16 protein-coding genes are annotated in these 18,391 nt (G+C 68.7%); 10 read left to right on the plus strand and 6 right to left on the minus strand.

Annotated elements, in window-relative coordinates; translation table 11 throughout:
• The first annotated feature begins 56 nt into the window (after positions 1–56).
• The 5 genes from E2F49_RS00740 (at position 57) to E2F49_RS00760 (ending at position 3,209) form a co-directional block, all read left to right on the plus strand.
• A complete protein-coding gene (locus E2F49_RS00740; RefSeq protein ID WP_133392210.1) occupies positions 57–683 on the plus strand; it encodes a DUF47 domain-containing protein in 627 nt (208 codons plus the stop codon).
• Between the two features lie 13 nt (positions 684–696).
• Positions 697–1,824: an inorganic phosphate transporter gene (locus E2F49_RS00745; protein ID WP_133392211.1), complete on the plus strand. Its 1,128-nt coding sequence runs from the start codon at positions 697–699 to the stop codon at positions 1,822–1,824.
• Between the two features lie 66 nt (positions 1,825–1,890).
• Positions 1,891–2,124 (plus strand): hypothetical protein, encoded by a 234-nt coding sequence (locus E2F49_RS00750; protein WP_055247074.1) that lies wholly within the window; start codon positions 1,891–1,893, stop codon positions 2,122–2,124.
• Between the two features lie 10 nt (positions 2,125–2,134).
• Positions 2,135–2,497, plus strand: a complete 363-nt coding sequence (locus E2F49_RS00755) for an MGMT family protein (RefSeq protein WP_243713343.1) — start codon at positions 2,135–2,137, stop codon at positions 2,495–2,497.
• 61 nt (positions 2,498–2,558) lie between these two features.
• Positions 2,559–3,209 (plus strand): rhomboid family intramembrane serine protease, encoded by a 651-nt coding sequence (locus tag E2F49_RS00760; RefSeq protein WP_133392213.1) that lies wholly within the window; start codon positions 2,559–2,561, stop codon positions 3,207–3,209.
• Between the two features lie 183 nt (positions 3,210–3,392).
• On the opposite strand, the gene E2F49_RS00765 is transcribed toward E2F49_RS00760, so the two are convergent.
• The 4 genes from E2F49_RS00765 to E2F49_RS00780 form a co-directional block, all read right to left on the minus strand.
• Positions 3,393–5,417, minus strand: a complete 2,025-nt coding sequence (locus tag E2F49_RS00765; protein WP_133392214.1) for a M13 family metallopeptidase — start codon at positions 5,415–5,417, stop codon at positions 3,393–3,395.
• Between the two features lie 369 nt (positions 5,418–5,786).
• Positions 5,787–7,874 carry a M13 family metallopeptidase gene (locus E2F49_RS00770; protein WP_133393395.1) on the minus strand — a complete coding sequence of 696 codons (2,088 nt, stop codon included), beginning with the start codon at positions 7,872–7,874 and terminating at the stop codon, positions 5,787–5,789.
• Positions 7,875–8,152: 278 nt separating this feature from the next.
• On the minus strand, positions 8,153–9,985 hold the full coding sequence (locus E2F49_RS00775) for a monovalent cation:proton antiporter-2 (CPA2) family protein (protein ID WP_133392215.1): 1,833 nt from the start codon (positions 9,983–9,985) through the stop codon (positions 8,153–8,155).
• A gap of 4 nt (positions 9,986–9,989) precedes the next feature.
• Positions 9,990–10,352 carry a hypothetical protein gene (locus E2F49_RS00780; protein ID WP_133392216.1) on the minus strand — a complete coding sequence of 121 codons (363 nt, stop codon included), beginning with the start codon at positions 10,350–10,352 and terminating at the stop codon, positions 9,990–9,992.
• A 395-nt stretch (positions 10,353–10,747) separates the two neighbouring features.
• On the opposite strand from E2F49_RS00780, the gene E2F49_RS00785 reads away from it, so the two are divergent.
• On the plus strand, positions 10,748–12,130 hold the full coding sequence (locus tag E2F49_RS00785) for a DEAD/DEAH box helicase (RefSeq protein ID WP_133392217.1): 1,383 nt from the start codon (positions 10,748–10,750) through the stop codon (positions 12,128–12,130).
• A 396-nt stretch (positions 12,131–12,526) separates the two neighbouring features.
• Here the strand turns inward: E2F49_RS00785 and E2F49_RS00790 are convergent, their stop codons facing one another.
• Both E2F49_RS00790 and E2F49_RS00795 read right to left on the minus strand, forming a co-directional pair.
• Positions 12,527–13,180, minus strand: a complete 654-nt coding sequence (locus E2F49_RS00790) for a C40 family peptidase (protein ID WP_243713345.1) — start codon at positions 13,178–13,180, stop codon at positions 12,527–12,529.
• 132 nt (positions 13,181–13,312) lie between these two features.
• Positions 13,313–13,879, minus strand: coding sequence for a C40 family peptidase (locus tag E2F49_RS00795; protein ID WP_133392218.1), 567 nt, complete (start codon positions 13,877–13,879; stop codon positions 13,313–13,315).
• Positions 13,880–13,968: 89 nt separating this feature from the next.
• Here E2F49_RS00795 and E2F49_RS00800 point away from each other — a divergent pair, with 89 nt between their 5' ends.
• From E2F49_RS00800 to gorA, 4 genes are read left to right on the plus strand one after another with little or no spacing between them, the layout of a single operon-like run.
• Positions 13,969–14,448, plus strand: a complete 480-nt coding sequence (locus tag E2F49_RS00800) for an FKBP-type peptidyl-prolyl cis-trans isomerase (RefSeq protein WP_055247088.1) — start codon at positions 13,969–13,971, stop codon at positions 14,446–14,448.
• A 59-nt stretch (positions 14,449–14,507) separates the two neighbouring features.
• Positions 14,508–15,743: a DUF418 domain-containing protein gene (locus tag E2F49_RS00805; RefSeq protein ID WP_133392219.1), complete on the plus strand. Its 1,236-nt coding sequence runs from the start codon at positions 14,508–14,510 to the stop codon at positions 15,741–15,743.
• Between the two features lie 10 nt (positions 15,744–15,753).
• Positions 15,754–17,001: an NAD(P)/FAD-dependent oxidoreductase gene (locus E2F49_RS16590; protein ID WP_133392220.1), complete on the plus strand. Its 1,248-nt coding sequence runs from the start codon at positions 15,754–15,756 to the stop codon at positions 16,999–17,001.
• Complete coding sequence (gene gorA, locus E2F49_RS00815) at positions 16,998–18,377, plus strand: glutathione-disulfide reductase (protein WP_243713347.1); 1,380 nt, start codon at positions 16,998–17,000, stop codon at positions 18,375–18,377. Before E2F49_RS16590 ends, gorA begins: the two co-directional genes overlap by 4 nt.
• Positions 18,378–18,391: the final 14 nt, after the last annotated feature.

The raw sequence follows: 18,391 nt of genomic DNA on the forward strand, positions 1-18,391 counted from the left end.
ATCCGCGCCTTGCGCAAAGCGCCCGGCCCCGGGCGCGCGATCCAAAGGCGTCCGGCATGTTCTCCCTGCAAACCATCTTCGGCCAAGGCAACCAGTTCTACACGCTGCTCGAGGAGGCCGCCGTGGCCGCCCACGACAGCGCCGTGGCGCTGCATTCGATGCTGCGCGAGTCCGATCGCCAGCCGGCGCTGGACGCCTTCAAGCTGGCGCGCATGCGCGAGCGCGAGGCGTCGGAGAAGATCAGCCAGGCGCTGGTGGACAGCTTCATCACCCCGATCGAGCGCGAGGACATCGAAGCGCTGGGTTCGGCGCTGTACAAGATTCCCAAGCAGATCGAGAAGTTCGCCGATCGCTACTCGCTGGCCACGCGCCACCTCGAGCACATCGACTTCGCGCCGCGCGCGGCGATGCTCGAGCAGGCTTCGGCCGTAGTGGTGAAGATGGTCAAGACCCTGCGCAGCATGAAGCTCGAGCCGATGAAGGCGCTCAACGACGAGCTGCGCGCGCTGGAGAACGAGGCCGACCGGCTGATGCTCGAGCTCTACCGCGACATCTATTCGGGCAAGCTCGAGCCGCTGCAGATGTTCCTGCTCAAGGAATTCTTCGAGATCCTCGAGAAGGCGATCGACCGCTGCCGCGAGGCCGGCGTGGTCGCCTACGAGATCGTGCTCAAGAACTCCTGACGGGCCGTCGATCATGCTGACCCTCGTGCTGATCGTGGTCGCGACCGCGCTGGTGTTCGAATACATCAACGGTTTCCACGACACCGCCAACTCGATCGCGACCGTCGTCGCCACCAAGGTGCTGTCGCCCATGCAGGCGGTGGGCCTGGCCGCATCGATGAACCTGATCGGCGCGCTGATGGGCACGGCGGTCGCCAAGACCATCTCCTCGGGCCTGATCGACGCCGGCGTCATCGACGTCGGCTCGCAGCTGATCCTGTGCGCGCTGCTGGGCGGCATCGTCTGGAACCTGATCACCTGGTGGTGGGGCCTGCCGTCGTCGTCCTCGCATGCGCTGATCGGCGGCCTGATCGGCGCGGCGCTGGCCGCGGCATCGAACAATCTCGACGTGGTGATCTGGTCCGAGCCGGCCGATCCCATCTGGCGCAGCGCCGGTGTGCTGTGGAAGGTCGTGGTGCCGATGGTGAGTTCGCCGGTGCTCGGCTTCGCCGCAGGCTTCTTCCTGATGGGCGTGCTGTTCTTCGTGATCTCGATGATGGCGCGCAGCGGTGGCTTCCTCGCCCGCATCGCGCGGCCCCGCTGGGTCAACAGCGTGTTCGGCAAGGCGCAGATCGTGTCTGCGGCCGGCATGGGCTTCGCGCACGGCATGAACGATGCGCAGAAGACCATGGGCATCGTCGCGCTGACCCTGGTCAGTGCGCAGAGTGTCGGCACGCTGGACAATCTGCCGGGCTGGCTGGCGTTCCTGCATCCCTCGGAGACCGCGCTGGCCAACGGCGACATCGACCTGTGGATCAAGATCACCTGCGCCGTGGTGATGGCCGCCGGTACCGCGGCCGGCGGCTGGCGCATCATCAAGACACTGGGTCACAAGCTGGTCAAGCTGCACCCGATCCACGGCTTTGCCGCGGAAACGAGCGCGGCCTCGGTGATCCTCGGCGCCTCGTCGCTGGGCATTCCGGTGTCGACGACCCACAACATCTCCTCGGCGATCATGGGCGTGGGCACGGCCAAGCGCCTCAACGCGATCAAGTGGTCGGTCGTGAACAAGATGATCTGGGCGTGGATCCTGACGATCCCGATGTCGGGCGGCATCGCCTACGGCCTGTTCCGGATGTTCCACCACTTCGGTTGGGTGTGATGCCCTGCGGCGATCGCCGGATGGCGGTCTGCTAGAGTCGGTGGCCTCTCGGACGAGGATGTTTCAATGTCCCGACTCGGTTTGACCAACATCTATCTGAAGTCTGGTGTGCTGCTGATCCTCTTCGGCCTGGCGTGCGCCGCATCGATTTTCATCGTGATGCCCCGTATGGGTGGCGCGGTCTCCCAAGTGCTGTTGTGGGGAGCCGCAGGCGGATTCCTGAGCGGCGTCGCGCTCTATGTCATCGGTCGCATCGCGCAGTTCCTTGGGCAGTTCGGTCGCACGCGCTCCCAGGCTTGATCTTGTGCGTGTGCCAGCCCCTTCCGATGAGGAAGACAGCTACGGCACCGCCCGCCAGCGCATCCTCGATGCGATCCGCGCGGTGCCGAAAGGCAGCGTTGCCGGCTACGGTGATATCGCGCGACGTGCCGGCCTTCCGGGCCGCGCACGGCTGGTCGCGCGGGTGCTGCGCGATCACGGCGATCCCGATCTGCCCTGGCATCGCATCCTGCGCAGCGATGGCCGCATCGCGTTTCCGGATGGCTCGCCGGGCTTCCGCGAGCAGGTGAAGCGGCTTCGCGCCGACGGTGTGACCGTGACCCGCGGGCGGGTGCGGATGCCGGTCGCGGACAGTCTCGATGCCGCGCTCTGGGGACCCGACGCACACGCCTGATCCGGCACGATGATGTACACGTTCGGCTCGCTATCATGGCGCCGAAGAACGAGGAGTCCGGATGTTTCCCAGGTTGCCGCTGGCCGTCAAAGTGATTCTGGCGATCAATGTCGTCGTGTTCGTGCTGCAGCTCGCGATCGGCAATGCGCTCGCCTGGTTCATGCTGTGGCCGCTCGGTGGCGCCGAGGTCGGTGGTCTGGGTTTCCAGCCCTGGCAGCTGGTCACCTACGGGTTCATGCACGACCCGCGCAACATCGCGCACCTGGCGTTCAACATGCTCGCACTGGCGATGTTCGGCTCCCAGCTTGAATACACCTGGGGCACGAAGCGCTTCGTCACCTATTACCTGGTCTGCGTGATCGGCGCCGGGCTGTGCCAGCTCGGCGTGGTGACCTGGTCGCTGTCGCAGGGCGCGTTTCCGTATCCCACGCTCGGCGCGTCGGGCGGCGTGTTCGGACTGCTGCTGGCCTACGGTGTGCTGTTCCCGAACCAGCGTCTGGTGCTGCTGTTCCCGCCGATCCCGATGCGCGCGCGCACGCTGGTGATCGTCTACGGCCTGGTGGAACTGGTGCTGGGCATCACCGGCACGCGATCGGGCGTCGCCCACTTCGCGCACCTGGGCGGCATGCTGTTCGGCTGGCTGCTGCTGCAGCACTGGCGCGGGCGGCCGCCGTTCAATCGCGGTGGCAGGCGGCATGTGCGGCGGGTGTGAGCGGCGTCTCAACTGGTGATGCGTCATTCGTGATCCGTAATGACGGGCCATTCCGGAACGAGAGCGCTCGCACGAAGACAGCACCATGAAAAAAGGCCGCACGATGTGCGGCCTTTTTCCTGATTGGTGTCGGCGATTCGGCAGGCGCTCGAGCGCGCCTGCGAATCGCAGGTCAACGCCGCCTCAGCGCCAGATGCGCACCTGGTCCTCGGCCTTGCGGGTCATCGCATCGGCAGCCGCGCACTTGAAGGTCTCGGTGTAGGCCGGCAGGTTGGCGACCGGACCGTTGGCGCGCCACTGGCCCGGGGCGTGCACGCTGGTCGCGGCGTTGCGGGTCGCGGTGTCGACCGCGGACTGCTGGCGCCACAGCTGTGCCCAGCCGCGGAAGAACGCTTCCTTGCCGGCCTGCGCGAGCTCCGGATTGGCGGTCTGCAGGGCATCCCAGGCGAGCTCGACGCCGGCGAGATCCGCCGCGTTCTCGTCATGGGTCAGCGCGCCGTTGACCTGCGTGCCGGTCAGGCCCGGGTAGCCGTAGGCGTTGTACTGGGCGACGAGCTTGTCGGTGGCGGTCAGCCAGCCGGCATCGTCGTCGGTGCTCCACCAGGTGCGGACGGTGCCGGTGCTGTCGACCAGCTTGCCCTTGACGTCGACCGCGCGGCTCAGCTCGTGGCCAACCAGGGCACCGAAGGTGCCGTACAGCGCGGCGTTGTCGCCGGCCACGTCGAACACCGGCGGCTGCAGAACGGCGGCCGAGACGATCAGGCGGTTCTGCGCCAGGTCGTAGGCCAGCGCCGGGGTCTGCGGCAGCACGTCCCAGCGACGCGCGGCATTGGCCTGGCCGATGCGACGCATTTCCTGCGCATGACGCCAGGTCGAGGCGATCAGCATGTTGCTGCCGAAGCTGGCGCGGCCCATCGGCTGCACGGTGTAGTCGATGTCCTGCACCGGCGCGCCGATCTCGATCTTCAGCGCGGCGAGCTTGGCACGGGCTTCGGTCTTCGCCGCGGTGCTCATCCAGGTGTTGCGCTCGATGCCGCGGCCCAGCGCGTCGCGCACCTGGGTGGCGATTGCCTCGGCGCGCGTGCGGCTGGCGTCGGGCAGGTGGGCGGCGACGTACTCGCGCGACATCATCGGGCCGGCGGCACGGTTGATCGCGCCCAGCACCAGCTGCTGGCGGGTCGGCTGCGCACTTTCGCCACGCAGGATGCGGCCGTGGAAGTCGAACTCCGCGTCGCGGAAGCTCTTGGACAGATACGGCGCCATCGCATTGCCGATGTGGAAGCGCAGATAGGCCTTCCACTGCTCGGCCTTGAGCGAATTGACCAGCGTGTCGAGCTGCGCGAACAGTTCCGGATTGGCCAGCGAGACCTGCGGCGCCTGCACGTTCTGCGCGGCGAGGAAGGTGCCCAGCTGCAGGCGGCGGTACTGCTTGTCCAAGCCCTCGGTATCGACCAGGGCGTACTGCGTGCGCGGATCGCGCAGTTCTGCCACCGGCCGGGAGACCGCGGCGATGCGGCGCTCCAGATCGATCACCAGCGCGGTCTCTGCATCGAGGCGGTCTTCCGCCGTGCCTGTCAGTGCGAGGATGTTGCGCACGTACTGGGTGTACTGCGCGACGATCTGCTGGGTCTCGGCGTCACCGCGGCTGTAGTAAGCCGGGTCCGGCAGGCCCAGACCGCCCTGGGTGAAATAGCCGACGTGACGGTTGAGATCGGCGAGATCGACCTCGGCGCCGAAATCGAACAGCACCGGAATGCCGACCTGGTGCAGCGCGGCGAGGGCCGGGGCGATGTCGCGGGTGCGGCGGATGCCGTCGATGCGCGCGATCAGCGGCGCGATCGGCTTGGCACCGTCGGCCTCGACCGCGGCCTCGTCCAGACCGCTGGCCCAGAAGTCGCCGAGCAGACGCTGCACGTCGTTCTGCGGCGACGTCATCGCGGCATTGAGCAGGTCGTGCTGCTGGGTCAGCGCCAGCGCCTGCAGCTCGCCGAGCGCCGAGCGCGTGCCCTGGCCGGCGACCACGGTGTTCGCGGCCAGCCAGTCCTTGTTGGTGAAGCTGTAGAGATCGGTACACGCGGTCACCGGCGGCGGACCCTTCGGCGCGGCGGCGCGGCGACGCTGGGCGTCGGCATCGGAACTCAGGCCGACCAGCAATGCGATCGAGGCGGCGAGCAGAGCGGGGCGGGCGAGCGTGTGCTGGATCGGCATTGCGGAGTCCGTGCGAGGCATGAATCGCGCAAGTCTAGCAAGCCGCGGGGCCGCAACATGAAGCGGGATTGGGCGTGTAGACATCCGCACAGTGCGCGCGTGCGAGGTATTCGAAGTCCGCCCCTGCGTGCGGGGAAGGGTTGGGTTGGGCCGAACCGTCAGGATCGGCAATCACTGTTGGAGCAAGACCTCAGTGGCTGGAATCCGAAGCCGCTGCGATCGGATCGTTCGCCAACATCGCAGCCTTCCCCCGCACGCGGGGGAAGGGACAGATTCCCCGCGCTCGTGATGTTTCGCGATGGCAAGTCCCACCCACGAAAAAGCCCGGCATCGCTGCCGGGCTTCGTCGTCACGCGCGCGGCGGAACGATCACCAGATCACGACCTGCTGGTCGCCGCCGCGGACCATCGGGTCGCCCGGCTTGCACGAGAACGCGGCCGCGAACGCGGGCAGGTTCGACGGGGCGCCGATCGCGCGGAAGTTCGCCGGCGCGTGCGAGTCGGTCTTCAGCCGCACGTCGAGTTCCTGCGGGGTGAAGTTGCGACGCCACACCGTGGCCCAGTTGAGGAAGAAGCGCTGGTCGCGGCTCAGTCCGTCGGTCATCGGATCGGGCGTTTCGCCCACCGCCTTCTTCATCGCGTCGTAGGCGGTCGCCAGACCACCGAGGTCGGCGATGTTCTCGCCCAGCGTCAGCTTGCCGTCGACGTGCTTGCCCGGCGCGGCCTCATAGCTGTTGAACTGCGAGGTCAGCAGATCGGTGCGGCCGGTGAAGCCGGTCGCATCGGCCTTGGTCCACCAGTTCTCGAACTTGCCGGTCGGGCCGAAACGGCTGCCCTGGTCGTCGTAGCCGTGGGTCATCTCGTGACCGATCACCGCACCGATGCCGCCATAATTGATCTCGTCGGAGGCGTTGGGATCGAAGAACGGCGGCTGCAGGATCGCCGCCGGAAACACGATCTCGTTCTGCAGCGGGTTGTAGTAGGCGTTGACCGTCTGCGGGGTCATGCCCCACTCAGTCTTGTCGACCGGCTTGCCGATCTTCGACAGCGCCCACTTGTAGTTGAACTCGGTGGCGGCCATCACGTTGCCGATGTAGCTGTCGCGCGAGGTCTGCAGGCCGCTCCAGTCGCGCCACTTGTCCGGGTAGCCGATCTTGGGCGTGAACGAGGCCCACTTCTCCATGGCCTTGGCCTTGGTCTCGTCGGTCATCCAGTCCAGATTCTCGATGCGCACCTTCAGCGCCTCGGAGAGGTTCTTGACCAGCGTCTCCATGCGCGCCTTGGAATCGGCCGGGAACGCGACCTGCACGTACAGCTGGCCCAGCGTTTCGCCGGCTTCGTCGTTGAGCGTGTCGAGCACGCGCTTCTCACGGGCCTTGAGTTCCTTCTGGCCGCGCAGCTTGTTGCCGTAGAAGTCGAAGTTCTCCTGCACGAACGCATCGCCCAGGTACGGCGAAGCGCCGTCGACGAGGTGGTAGCGCAGGTACGCCTGCCAGTCGCCGACCGGCGTGTCGCCGAGCATGGCGCTGACTTCCTTGTGGAAGTCCGGAATGGCCAGCGAGAACTTCTCCGGCACCGCGACGCCCTGCGATTCGAAGAACGCTGTCCACGGGAAGTTCGGCGTCAGCGCATCGGCCTCGGCCGGGGTGACCGGGTTGTAGAACAGCTTCACGTCGCGCGACATCTCGACGCTGGATTTCGACTTCGAGGCCAAGCGCGTTTCGAATGCCAGCACGGCCTTGGCTTGCGTCTGCGCATCGGCGGCCGGCACGCCGGACAGCTCCAGCGTCTTGGCGATGTGCGCGACGTACTGCTCGCGCACCTGCGCCTTGTCGGCGTCGGTGTAGTAGGTGGTATCGGGCAGGCCGAGGCCGCCCTGCATTGCGTAGGCGATGTTCATCGTCGGCGCGTCGAAATCGGCCTCGGGGCCGAAGCCGAACAGACCGCCTTCGCCGCGCGCGTAGGTCGTGCGCAGATACTCGGCGACGGCCGGGCCATCGGCCAGCGCGTCGATCGCGGCCAGGCGCGTCTTCAGCGGCTCGATGCCCTGGGCGTTGATCTTGGCCGCGTCCATGCCGGTCGACCAGAAGTCGCCGACGATCTTCTCCACGCCGGTCGCCGCGGTATCGGCGGCCGACTGTTCGGCGAGCTGGCGCTGGATCGCGGTCGAACGCTCGTCGAGCATCTCGAACGCGCCCCACGAGGTGCGGTCGCCGGGAATGGCGTTGGCCGCGAGCCACTTGCCGTTGGCGTAGCCGTCGAAATCGGTACAGGCATTCTTGGTGGTGTCGAGATCGCCGATCTCGAACCGGTTCACGCCCGGCAACGTGCTCTCGTCGAGCGTGAGCGTCTTCGCCTCGGGGGCGGCGGGGGTCTGGGCGGCATCCGTCGCCGGGGTGGCATCCTGGCCGCCGGAACAGGCGGACAGCGCCAGCACGACCGAGCAGGTCAGCAGCAGGCGCTTGGGAGCAGTGGCAATCACGTGGAATCTCCGAAAGGAAGGACCGCCGGGCGGCGCCCGGTGTGCGCGCACTCTACGCCTGCGTCCGGATGCGAGGGGGTGTCGAAGGTCATGCCGCAGCGGCGGGGGGCACGGCCGGCCGGCGTCGGCCTTGCGGGGCTTGGCGGCTCGCTGTTCCCAACGGGATGCGAGCCGGTGGGCCGCGCACCGGCCCGCCGCTTCGACCGGTGGCGCGTGCCAGCGCGCTCCCGGACGAAGCAGTGTCGCGTCCCGACTCAGTTCGTGGACGCGTCGCTGTTCAAGGAGCGGCTCTCGCGCTTCGGCCGGGTCAGCGGCGTCGGCTTGGGGCCGGGCGCGGCGGTGTTCTTGATGATCAGCGGGATGCCGGCGCGGGTGTCGTTGCTGGCGGTCTCGAGTTCGAAGCGTTCGGTATCGAGGCGACGCACCTGCTCGGCGATTGCGTCTGCTTCGTCGTCGGGCACGTCGAGCGCGCGCAGCGCTTCGGCGCCGAACAGCACCGCCGACTCGAACGTCTCGCGCACCTGTACGTCGACGCCGGCGTTGACCAGCTTCAGGGCGTGCGCGCGGTCGTAGGCGCGGACCAGCAGCTTGGCGTGGGCGAATTCGTGCTGCGCGAGTTCGACGATGCGGTCGGCGGTGTCGGCATCGTCGACGCAGATCGCGATGGCCCGCGCGCTGTGCGCGCCCGAGGCATGCAGCACGTCGAGCCGCGTGCCGTCGCCGTAGTAGACCTTGAAGCCGAATTCGGCCGCGCTCTGGATCATCTCGATGTCGGTGTCGATGATGGTCACGTCGACATCGCGCGCCAGCAGCGACTGGCTCATGACCTGGCCGAAGCGCCCGAAGCCGATGATCAGCACGCTGCCGGTCTGGTTCTCGACCACGTCGACGCCGTCGAGCGAAGGACCTTCGATGCGGCGGGTCAGCGGGCCGCTGATCAGCACGACGAGCGGCGTCAGCGCCATCGACAGCACGACGACGGCCGTAAGGTTGGCGTTGACCTCGGCATCGATCAGCCTGTTGGCGGCAGCGGCGGCGAACAGCACGAACGCGAACTCGCCGCCCTGCGCCATCAGCACCGCGCGTTCCAGCGCTTCGCGATGCGCGCTGCGGGTCACGCGCGCGACGATGTAGATGCACAGCGCCTTGGTCGCCATCAGCGCCAGCACCGCGCCGACGATCAGCGGCCAGTTCGCGGCCACGACCGCCAGATCCAGCGCCATGCCGACGCCGAGGAAGAACAGGCCCAGCAGGATGCCGCGGAAGGGCTCGATGTCGGCCTCGATCTGGTGGCGGAAGGAGGATTCCGACAGCAGCACGCCGGCCAGGAACGCGCCCATCGCCATCGACAGTCCGCCCAGCTGCATCAGCAGCGCCGCGCCCAGCACGACCAGCAGCGCGGCGGCGGTCATGACCTCGCGCGCCTTGGCTGCGGCGAGCACGCGGAACATCGGATTGAGCAGATAGATGCCGGCGACGATCAGCGCGGCCAACGAGCCGATGCCGATCGCGACCGACACCCAGCGCGAGGGCGCATCCGCCGCGGCCTCGGGCGTCGGCGCGAGGAAGGCGATCAGCGCCAGCAGCGGCACGATCAGCAGATCCTCGAACAGCAGCACCGACACGATCTTCTGGCCGTGGGGCAGGGCGATCTCGCCGCGTTCCGAGAGCAGCTGCATGACCACCGCGGTCGAGGTCATCACGAAGCCCGACGCGCCGACGAAGGCGATGCGCCAGTCGAATCCGAACAGCGTCATGACCACGGTCAGCGCGGCGATCGCCAGGCAGATCTGCAGTGCGCCGAGGCCGAAGATCTGCCGGCGCAGGCTCCACAGGTGCGAGGGCCGCATTTCCAGGCCGATCACGAACAGGAACATCACCACGCCCAGTTCTGCGACGTGGAGGATCGCCTGCGGATCGGAGAACCAGCCGAAACCGAACGGACCGATCGCCAGGCCTGCGGCCAGATAGCCGAGCACCGAGCCCAGCCTGAGCTTGCGGAACAGCGGCACCGCGACCACCGCCGCGCCCAGCAGGGCGACGACGGAAATCAGCTGGCTGGTGGTCGCGTGGGCTTCGGCGGCCATGGTGCTACTTCCTCGAACCGGTGGCCGAGAGCAGCAGGAAGCCGCCGGCGATCGCCATGTTCTTCATGAAATGCAGCAACTGGCTGTCCTGCAGGCCGGCGCGCACCGCCCAGAACGGATGCGACAGCACCGCATCGGCCACCAGCAGCGCCGCGGCCGCCAGCGCCACCCAGCGCACGCGCCAGCCGGCGAGCAGTAGCACGCCCAGCACCAGTTCGCCCAGGCTCAGCAGCAAGGCGGTGTTGGACAGGGGCGCGCCGTTGATCGCGCCCCAGACCCGCCAACCGCCGAGCACGACGAACAGGCTGGCGAGCGCCCAGCGTCCAGCAACGAGTGCGGCGCCCTGTGCGCCAGAACCTGCGGCCATGTCGAATTCCCCGGATCAGTCGGCCGGGAGGGTGCCACACGGGTCGCCCAGCGCACAGGGGCATGAACGCGGATGCAGCGTGTCGCCGTGCGCATCTGGAGCGGGCAGCGGCCATGCCGTAGACTGCGCCGGTCTGCAGCGCGGTCGCTCACCTTCGGCCTTCACCGGCCTCCGGCACGATCCTGGTCTGCCGCCGGTGCTCCGCACCGTCCGGTTGTGACCCCCGCACGTCTATCGTCGCGCAGACACGGCCCCGGTTCTTCGGGTGCCGTCACACCGGATCCAGCAGCGCGGTTCAGGGATAGCGCCGGGTCCACACCATCGCAACGGCTGCGTGCCGCTGCCCGCGCATGCGGGCCGGCTGTCGTTCGCGCATGGACCACTGGAGTCATCGCATGACCACGTTCGAAACCCTCGGGCTCTCGCCCGCGCTGCTGCGCGCGCTCGCCGAAACCGACTACACCACGCCGACGCCGATCCAGGAACAGGCCATTCCGCTGATCCTCGCCGGCCACGACGTGCTGGGCGGCGCCCAGACCGGCACCGGCAAGACCGCCGCGTTCGGCCTGCCGCTGCTGCAGCGTCTCGCCAAGGAAACCCCGCCCAAGGGCCCGCGCAAGCCGCGCGCGCTGATCCTGGTGCCGACGCGCGAGCTGGCGGTGCAGGTCGCCGACAATCTCAAGACCTACGGCCGCCACTTGCGCATGAACGTCACCACCATCTTCGGTGGCGCCGGCATGCAGCCGCAGATCGACAACCTGCGTCGCGGCGTCGACGTGCTGATCGCCTGCCCGGGCCGCCTGCTCGACCACATGGACAGCGGCCACGCCAAGCTCGATGCCGTCGAACTGCTGGTGCTCGACGAAGCCGACCGCATGCTCGACATGGGCTTCCTGCCGCAGATGAAGCGCATCCTGGGACGCGTGCCCAAGCAGCGCCAGACGCTGCTGTTCTCGGCCACGTTCGAGCCGCGCATCAAGGCGATGGCGCTGGAGTTCATGCGCGATCCGCAGCAGGTGCAGGTGGCGCAGAACAGCACGATCGCCGAGACCATCGCGCATCGCGCGCATCCGGTCGACAACAGCCGCAAGCGCGATCTGCTGGTCGAACTGCTGTCCAGGCGCCACACCGACCAGGTGCTGGTGTTCGGCAAGACCAAGCACGGCTGCAACCGTCTGGCCGAGCAGCTCGCCGAATCGGGCCTGCCGTCGGTCGCGATCCACGGCAACAAGAGCCAGGCGCAGCGCCAGAAGGCGCTGGACATGTTCAAGTCCGGCCGCGCCCGCATCCTGGTGGCCACCGACGTCGCCGCCCGCGGTCTCGACATCCCCAACCTGCCGCTGGTGATCAACCACGACCTGCCGATGGTCGCCGAGGACTACGTGCACCGCATCGGCCGCACCGGCCGCAACGGCGCGACGGGCGAGGCGCTGTCGCTGGTGTCGCCCGAAGAGGGCGGTCTGCTGCGCCAGATCCAGCGCATGCTCAAGGCCGACATCGAGATGAGCACTATCGAAGGCTTCGAGCCGAGCCAGCCGGTGCGCCTGGATGCGCCGATTCCGAAGAACGGGGGCGGTCAGCGTCGCCAGCCGTCGGGTGGCCGTCCCGGTGCGCGCATGGGCGAGCAGAAGCCCGGCGGCGAGCGCGCCCCGCGCAAGCCCGGCAACCGTGGCCACGGCAAGCCGGCCGACCGCAGCGCGCACGCGCATGCCGGTCCGAAGCAGCACCGCGCCGGCGCCGGCCGCCCGCAGCAGGGACGCCGCGACAGCCGCGCGTGATGCATTGACGCGGGGCGGTCGTCACCGCCCCGTTGTTCGATGTTGGAAAGGCCGCCCTCGGGCGGCCTTTTCTGTTTGAGGTGCGCTGCACGGCGCGGCTTTGAGCCCTCCCCCGTGACACGAGGGAGGGTTGGGTGGGGGCGAGGCGTCAAATCTCTGCGCATCTGATCCAAGCGGCCAGTCATTACGTGGAACTCGGCCATAGCTGGATCCGACGGTTCGCCCCCATCCCAACCTTCCCCCGCCTGCGGGGGAAGGGGTGGAATGCACACGTCGGATAGTCGGCTGGCGTCGCTCAGCCCTCGCTACTCGGATTCAAGAAAGCCACGGAGCCCAATCCCACAACGCAAAAGGCCGCCTCGCGGCGGCCTTTCGTTCTCCCCGAGGGCTGGCCCCTCAGACGCCGGCGACGCGGCGCGCGGACTTGAAGCGGGTCGCCCAGTAGCCGGTGTCCAGCTCGGAGACCATCACGTCCTTGCCGGTGCGCGGCGCGTGCACGAAGCGGCCGTCGCCCAGATAGATGCCGACGTGGTCGATGCGGTTGCCGCGGCGGCCGAAGAACACCAGATCGCCGGCGGTCAGGGCGGTGCGCTCGACGCGCTCGCCGTTCTGGGCCATGTCGCGCGAAACGCGCGGCAGGTCGATGCCCAGCGCGGTGCGGAACACGTAACCGACCAGGCCGCTGCAGTCGAAGCCGCTGTCGGGGCTGGAGCCGCCCCAGCGGTAGGGCGTGCCGATCAGGGTCAGGGCGCGCTTGAGCAGACCCTCGACGCGGCCGTCGGCCTGGACCGGCTTGTCGACGTCCATCGCGATCAGCTGGTTGATGTCGCTGGCCAGCAGCATCTCGGGCTGGGCGACCTGGGCGGTCGGAGCGGTGAGTGCGCGGGCGACCGATGTGGTCTCGACGATCTGGTCGGCGGAGTCGCCGGCGAGGCCGGGACCTGCGAAGACGGGGGTGGCTGCGAGGCCGAGAACCGTGGCGACGACGGCATTGCGAAGGCGGCTGTGGCGGGCGGCGCGAGGGCCTTGCGTTGCGTCTGTCTTCGTCACGTGGGTTTCACATTGTCGCGGACCAGCGGGGGAAGCTACCGGACGAGAATGTGAAAGTTGTTAAACAAAAATTAATGAATGCGGCCAAGTGCTCGTTTTTGCTCACAATTCAGTGAAGAGCGTGTGGAGACTCTAATGGAGGACACGTTTCGAGCCCGAGTAATTCCGCACCCAGTAACTGCCGTCCAGATGGTCCAGCCGGACGGTGCCGCCGGTGCTCGGCGCGTGCACGAAGCGTCCTTCGCCGACGTAGATGCCCACGTGGGTGACGCTGCCGCCGCTGCCGAAGAAAACCAGGTCGCCGGTGGCCAGCCGCTCGGGCTGGATCTTCGGGCCCTGGAAGGCGAACAGCTCGCGCGAGGTCCGCGGCAGGCGCAGGTCCAGCATGTCGCGGAACACGTAGTTGACCAGGCCGCTGCAGTCGAAGCCGCCCTCGGGCGTGTTGCCGCCGTAGCGGTAGGGCGTGCCGACGAGACTGATTGCGCGCATCAGCACCGCGTTCGCCGCGGCCGGATCCGCCGGCGCGACCGGCGTCCAGGTGCGCGTGGCCTGGGTCGTGGCGGCCGGCGGGGTGGGGCGCACGTCGTTGCGACCGCAGGCGCTCAAGGCGGCGGCAACCGCGATCGACACCAGCGCCAGCCGCGCGGCACCGATTGGCGCCGGCGCGCCGGAGTCGGGATAATGCGGGGTTGCTTGCATGCGGGCGCCCGGTGGTTGTGACCGCCGGCATCGTGCCCCAGCCGCGCCATCCTCCTCAAGCGGCCCAGGCGCGTTATCCGGAACCGTCCATGAAGATCGAGAAAGACCGCGTCGTCCGTTTCCACTACAGCGTTGCGGAGGCCGGCGGCGAGCCGGTGGAGACGTCGCGCGAGCGCGAGCCGCTCGCCATCCTGTTCGGCCACGGCAACATCATTCCGGGCCTAGAGAAGGCGATGGAAGGCCGCGAGGCCGGCGAGACCTTCAAGGCCGACGTCACCGCCGCCGATGCCTACGGCGAGCGCCGCGAAGGCATGAGCCAGCGCGTGCCCAAGAAGCACTTCGGCGACCAGAAGCTCTCGGTCGGCCAGCAGGTCGTGCTCAACACCAGCTTCGGCCCGCGCGCGGTGACGATCGAGAAGGTCGGCATGAGCGTCGTCGACGTGGACCTCAACCACCCGATGGCCGGCAAGGACCTGCAGTTCGACATCGAGATCGTCGACGTGCGCGAAGCGCAGGCCGAGGAGATCGAGCACGGCCACGTGCACGGTGACGGCGGCCACCACCACTGAGCGACACCCGCGCCGCCGGCACCGGTGCCGGCGGCGTGCGCCACCGCGAGGACCGCAGGATGCAGACCCAGCCCGCGCTCGGACCGGTGCCCACCGGCGAACGCCTCGACTCGATGGACGTGCTGCGCGGCATCGCGCTGCTCGGCGTGTTCGCGATGAACATCGAGTGGTTCAACCGGCCGATGCAGCAGATGGGCGCGGGCATCGCGCCCGGCGCGACCGGCCTCGACCATGCGGTCGCGTGGATCGTGCACGTGTTCGTCGCCGGCAAGTTCTGGACGCTGTTCTCGTTGCTGTTCGGCATGGGCTTCGTGCTGATGAGCGGCCGCATCGCCGCGTCCGGCCTGTCGGTCGAGCGCGTCTACCTGCGCCGCATAGGCGCGCTGCTGGCCTTCGGCCTGCTGCACATCGTGCTGCTGTGGCCGGGCGACATCCTGCACACCTACGCGATGGCCGGCGCGCTGCTGATGGTGATGCGGAGCCTGGCGCCGAAGTGGCAGCTGCTGACCGGTGGGCTGCTGTATCTGGGCATGGCGGCGATGTATCTGTTGAACGCGCTGGTGCTCTACGTGGTGCCGGCCGAGGTGATGGGCGACATGGTCGGCGCCTTTTCGGCGGCCGCCGGACGTGCCGCGCAGGTCTATCCCGACGGCGGTTTCGGCGCGGTCCTCGCGCAGCGCGTGCGCGACTATGCGCAGATCGGACTGATGGGGCAGATGTTCATGGTGCTGATGGTGCTGGGCGTGTTCCTGGTCGGCAGCTGGCTGATGTCCGGCGGCTGGCTGCAGGCACCGCGCACGCATCGCGGGTTCTGGTGGCGGTTGCTGGCGATCGCGCTGCCGACCGGCCTGCTGTTCACCGCGGCGGCCGTCGGCGTGGGCACGCGGTTCGAAGGCGGCGTGTTCGATCCGGCGGCGATGCTCGCCCAGAGCCTGATGCTGTTCGGCGCGCTGCCGATGGCGCTGGCCTACGTCGCGCTGATCGTGCTGGCGTGGACATCGAGCGTCGGCGCGCGCGTGCTGGACCTGTTCGCGCCGGCCGGGCGCATGGCGCTGACGCATTACCTCGGCCAGTCGCTGATCTGCTCGCTGGTGTTCTACGGCTACGGCCTCGGCCTGTGGGGCGAGTGGGGTCGCGCGATGCAGACCGGTTTCGTGCTGGGCGTGTTCGCCCTGCAAGTCGCGATCAGCCACGTCTGGCTGTCGCATCACCGCTATGGACCGATGGAATGGACCTGGCGCTGGCTGACCTACGGACGCCGTCCGGGGTGGCGGCGCATGCCGGCGCTGGCATGAGCCTGATGTCGTGAGCGCACGTGACGACGTCCTGATCGTCGGCGGTGGGGTCATCGGCCTCGCCAGCGGCATCGCGCTGCTGCAGGCCGGGCGGCGCGTGCGTGTGCTCGAGGCCGGGTCCGCGGGCAGCGGCAGTTCGCACGGCAACTGCGGCACGATCACCCCGAGCCATGCCGCGCCGCTGGCCGCGCCCGGTACCGTGTCCAAGGCCCTGCGCTGGATGCTGATGCCCGACGCACCGTTCCGGGTGAGCCCGCGCTTCGATCCGGCACTGTGGCGCTGGTTCGCCGGTTTCGCCGCGCGCTGCAACCGCCGCGACTGGCTGCGGGCGATGCAGGCGCGATCGACGATCCTCGAAGCCTCGCGCGCCGCGTTCCCGGACTGGCTCGACACGCTCGGCATCGACTGCGAGTTCGAGGCGTCGGGCGTCGACTACGTGTATCGCGACCGCGCGGACTTCGACGCGTTCGAGGACGAAGCGGAACAGTTGCGCGCGCTGGGTGTCGCGGTCGAACGCATCGAGGGCGCCGACTATCTGCGCCAGGAGCCGGCACTGCGCGAAGGCGTGGTCGGCGCGATCCGCTTTCCGGGCGATGCGCGCCTGCGCCCCGACCGCTACGTCGCCGGCCTTGCACGGGCGTTCCGCGCGCTGGGCGGCGAACTGACCGAACAGGCCGAAGTGCTCGCGATCGACGAGACCGCCGAGGGCGTGCGGGTGCAGACGCGGCAGGGGGCCTTCGCCGGACGCGACTTGCTGCTCGCCACCGGTGCCTGGTCGCCGCTGCTCGCCCGGACCCTGCGCATGCGCGTGCCGGTACAGCCGGGCAAGGGCTATTCGATCACCTACGCGCGCCCGTCCCTCGTGCCGCGCCACCCGATGGTGCTGCACGAGCGCAGCGTCTGCGTCACGGTCTGGGACAGCGGCTTCCGGCTCGGCAGCACGATGGAATTTTCCGGCTACGACCGCTCGCTTAACCGCGTGCGCCTGGATGCGCTGGAGCGTGCGGCGCGCGAATATCTGCACGAACCGGTCGGTCCGGTGCGCGAGGAAGAATGGTTCGGCTGGCGACCGGTCAGCATCGACGACGTGCCGATCCTCGGCGCCGCGCCCGGCCATCGTCACCTCTGGCTCGCGACCGGGCATGGCATGCTCGGCGTCAGCATGAGCGTTGCAACCGGACATCTGATGAGCGATCTGATCTGCGGCCGCGCGCCGCGCTTCGATCCCGCGCCCTACGCACCGGCGCGGTTCGCATGAGCGACGAGACCGATCTGCTGCATGTCGATCTGATCGTCATCGGCGGAGGCTCCGGCGGACTCGCCGCGGCCTTCCGCGCCGCCGAGTACGGCAAGCGCGTCGCCCTGCTCGAACCGCGCGAGCTCGGCGGCACCTGCGTCAACGTCGGCTGCGTGCCGAAGAAGGCGATGTGGCTCGCGGCCGACCTGCGCCTGCGCATCGAACAGGGCGCACGCTTCGGCTTCGATCTGCCGATGGACACGCGCGTCGCCTTCGACTGGCCGTCGTTCATCACCGACCGCCAGCGTTACATCCACGGCATCCACGACAGCTACCGCAAGCGCCTGGACCGCGACGGCATCGTCGTGCTGCCGTCGCGCGGTCGCCTCGCCGGACGCGACCTCGTGGAGTGCGAGAACGGCACGCGCCTGACCGCGCCGCACATCGTGCTGGCGACCGGCTCGCACCCGCAGCGTCCGGACGTGCCGGGCGCGGATCTGGGCTGCGTGTCCGACGATTTCTTCAGCTGGTGCGAAGCGCCGGCGCGGGTCGCGATCATCGGCGGCGGTTACATCGCGATCGAACTGGCGGGCGTGCTGCAGGCGCTGGGCAGCCAGGTCGATGTCTTCGTGCGCGAGCAGCGGCTGCTGCGCCAGGCCGATGCCGAGCTCGTCGAGCAGTTGCAGGACAACTACGACCAGCAGGGCATCGAACTGGTGTTCGGCTACGGGCTGGCGGCCGTGCACCGCGAGGCCGATGGCCGTCTGCAGCTCGAGGCGGTCGACGGCAGTCTGCGCGGCGGCTACGACCAGGTGCTGTTCGCGACCGGGCGCCGGCCGAATTCCGACGGCATCGGGCTCGACACTGTCGGCATCACGCCGGACGCGCGCGGCAACATTCCCGTCGATGCCTGGCAGGCGACGCCTGCGCCGGGTGTCTATGCGGTCGGCGACATCTGCGGCTGTGGCCCGGCGCTGACGCCAGTGGCGATCGCCGCGGCGCGACGGCTCTGCGACCGCCTGTTCGGTGGCAAGCCGGACGCGAAGCTCGATGCCGACAACGTGCCTTCGGTGGTGTTCTCGCACCCGCCGCTGGCGATGGTCGGCATGACCGAGGCCGAGGCCCGGGCGGCCCATGGCGACGATGTGCACGTGTACCGCAGCAACTTCCGCCCGATGCGCGAGGCGCTGGCGGAATCGCCGCAGCGCAGCCTGTTCAAGCTGATCTGCGTGGGCGAGGACCGGCGGGTGGTCGGCCTGCATCTGCTCGGCGATGCCGCCGACGAGATCCTGCAGGGTTTTGCGGTGGCGCTGAAGATGGGCGCGACGCTCGACGATCTGCACGACACCGTCGCGATCCATCCGACCAGTGCCGAGGAAGTGGTGCTGATGCGCTGAGCGCACGCCGGCGC

Source organism: Luteimonas terrae (assembly GCF_004358165.1).
Classification (GTDB): Bacteria; Pseudomonadota; Gammaproteobacteria; order Xanthomonadales; family Xanthomonadaceae; genus Luteimonas; species Luteimonas terrae.

Excerpts from the sequence above, each read along its gene's own strand:
- E2F49_RS00805 (WP_133392219.1), top strand. The coding sequence starts at position 14,508 with ATGCAGACCCAGCCCGCGCTCGGACCGGTGCCCACCGGCGAACGCCTC.
- E2F49_RS00745 (WP_133392211.1), top strand. The coding sequence starts at position 697 with ATGCTGACCCTCGTGCTGATCGTGGTCGCGACCGCGCTGGTGTTCGAA.
- E2F49_RS00765 (WP_133392214.1), bottom strand. The coding sequence starts at position 5,417 with ATGCCGATCCAGCACACGCTCGCCCGCCCCGCTCTGCTCGCCGCCTCG.
- E2F49_RS00750 (WP_055247074.1), top strand. The coding sequence starts at position 1,891 with ATGTCCCGACTCGGTTTGACCAACATCTATCTGAAGTCTGGTGTGCTG.
- E2F49_RS00795 (WP_133392218.1), bottom strand. The coding sequence starts at position 13,879 with ATGCAAGCAACCCCGCATTATCCCGACTCCGGCGCGCCGGCGCCAATC.
- E2F49_RS00760 (WP_133392213.1), top strand. The coding sequence starts at position 2,559 with ATGTTTCCCAGGTTGCCGCTGGCCGTCAAAGTGATTCTGGCGATCAAT.
- E2F49_RS00740 (WP_133392210.1), top strand. The coding sequence starts at position 57 with ATGTTCTCCCTGCAAACCATCTTCGGCCAAGGCAACCAGTTCTACACG.
- gorA (WP_243713347.1), top strand. The coding sequence starts at position 16,998 with ATGAGCGACGAGACCGATCTGCTGCATGTCGATCTGATCGTCATCGGC.
- E2F49_RS00800 (WP_055247088.1), top strand. The coding sequence starts at position 13,969 with ATGAAGATCGAGAAAGACCGCGTCGTCCGTTTCCACTACAGCGTTGCG.
- E2F49_RS00785 (WP_133392217.1), top strand. The coding sequence starts at position 10,748 with ATGACCACGTTCGAAACCCTCGGGCTCTCGCCCGCGCTGCTGCGCGCG.
- E2F49_RS00780 (WP_133392216.1), bottom strand. The coding sequence starts at position 10,352 with ATGGCCGCAGGTTCTGGCGCACAGGGCGCCGCACTCGTTGCTGGACGC.
- E2F49_RS00775 (WP_133392215.1), bottom strand. The coding sequence starts at position 9,985 with ATGGCCGCCGAAGCCCACGCGACCACCAGCCAGCTGATTTCCGTCGTC.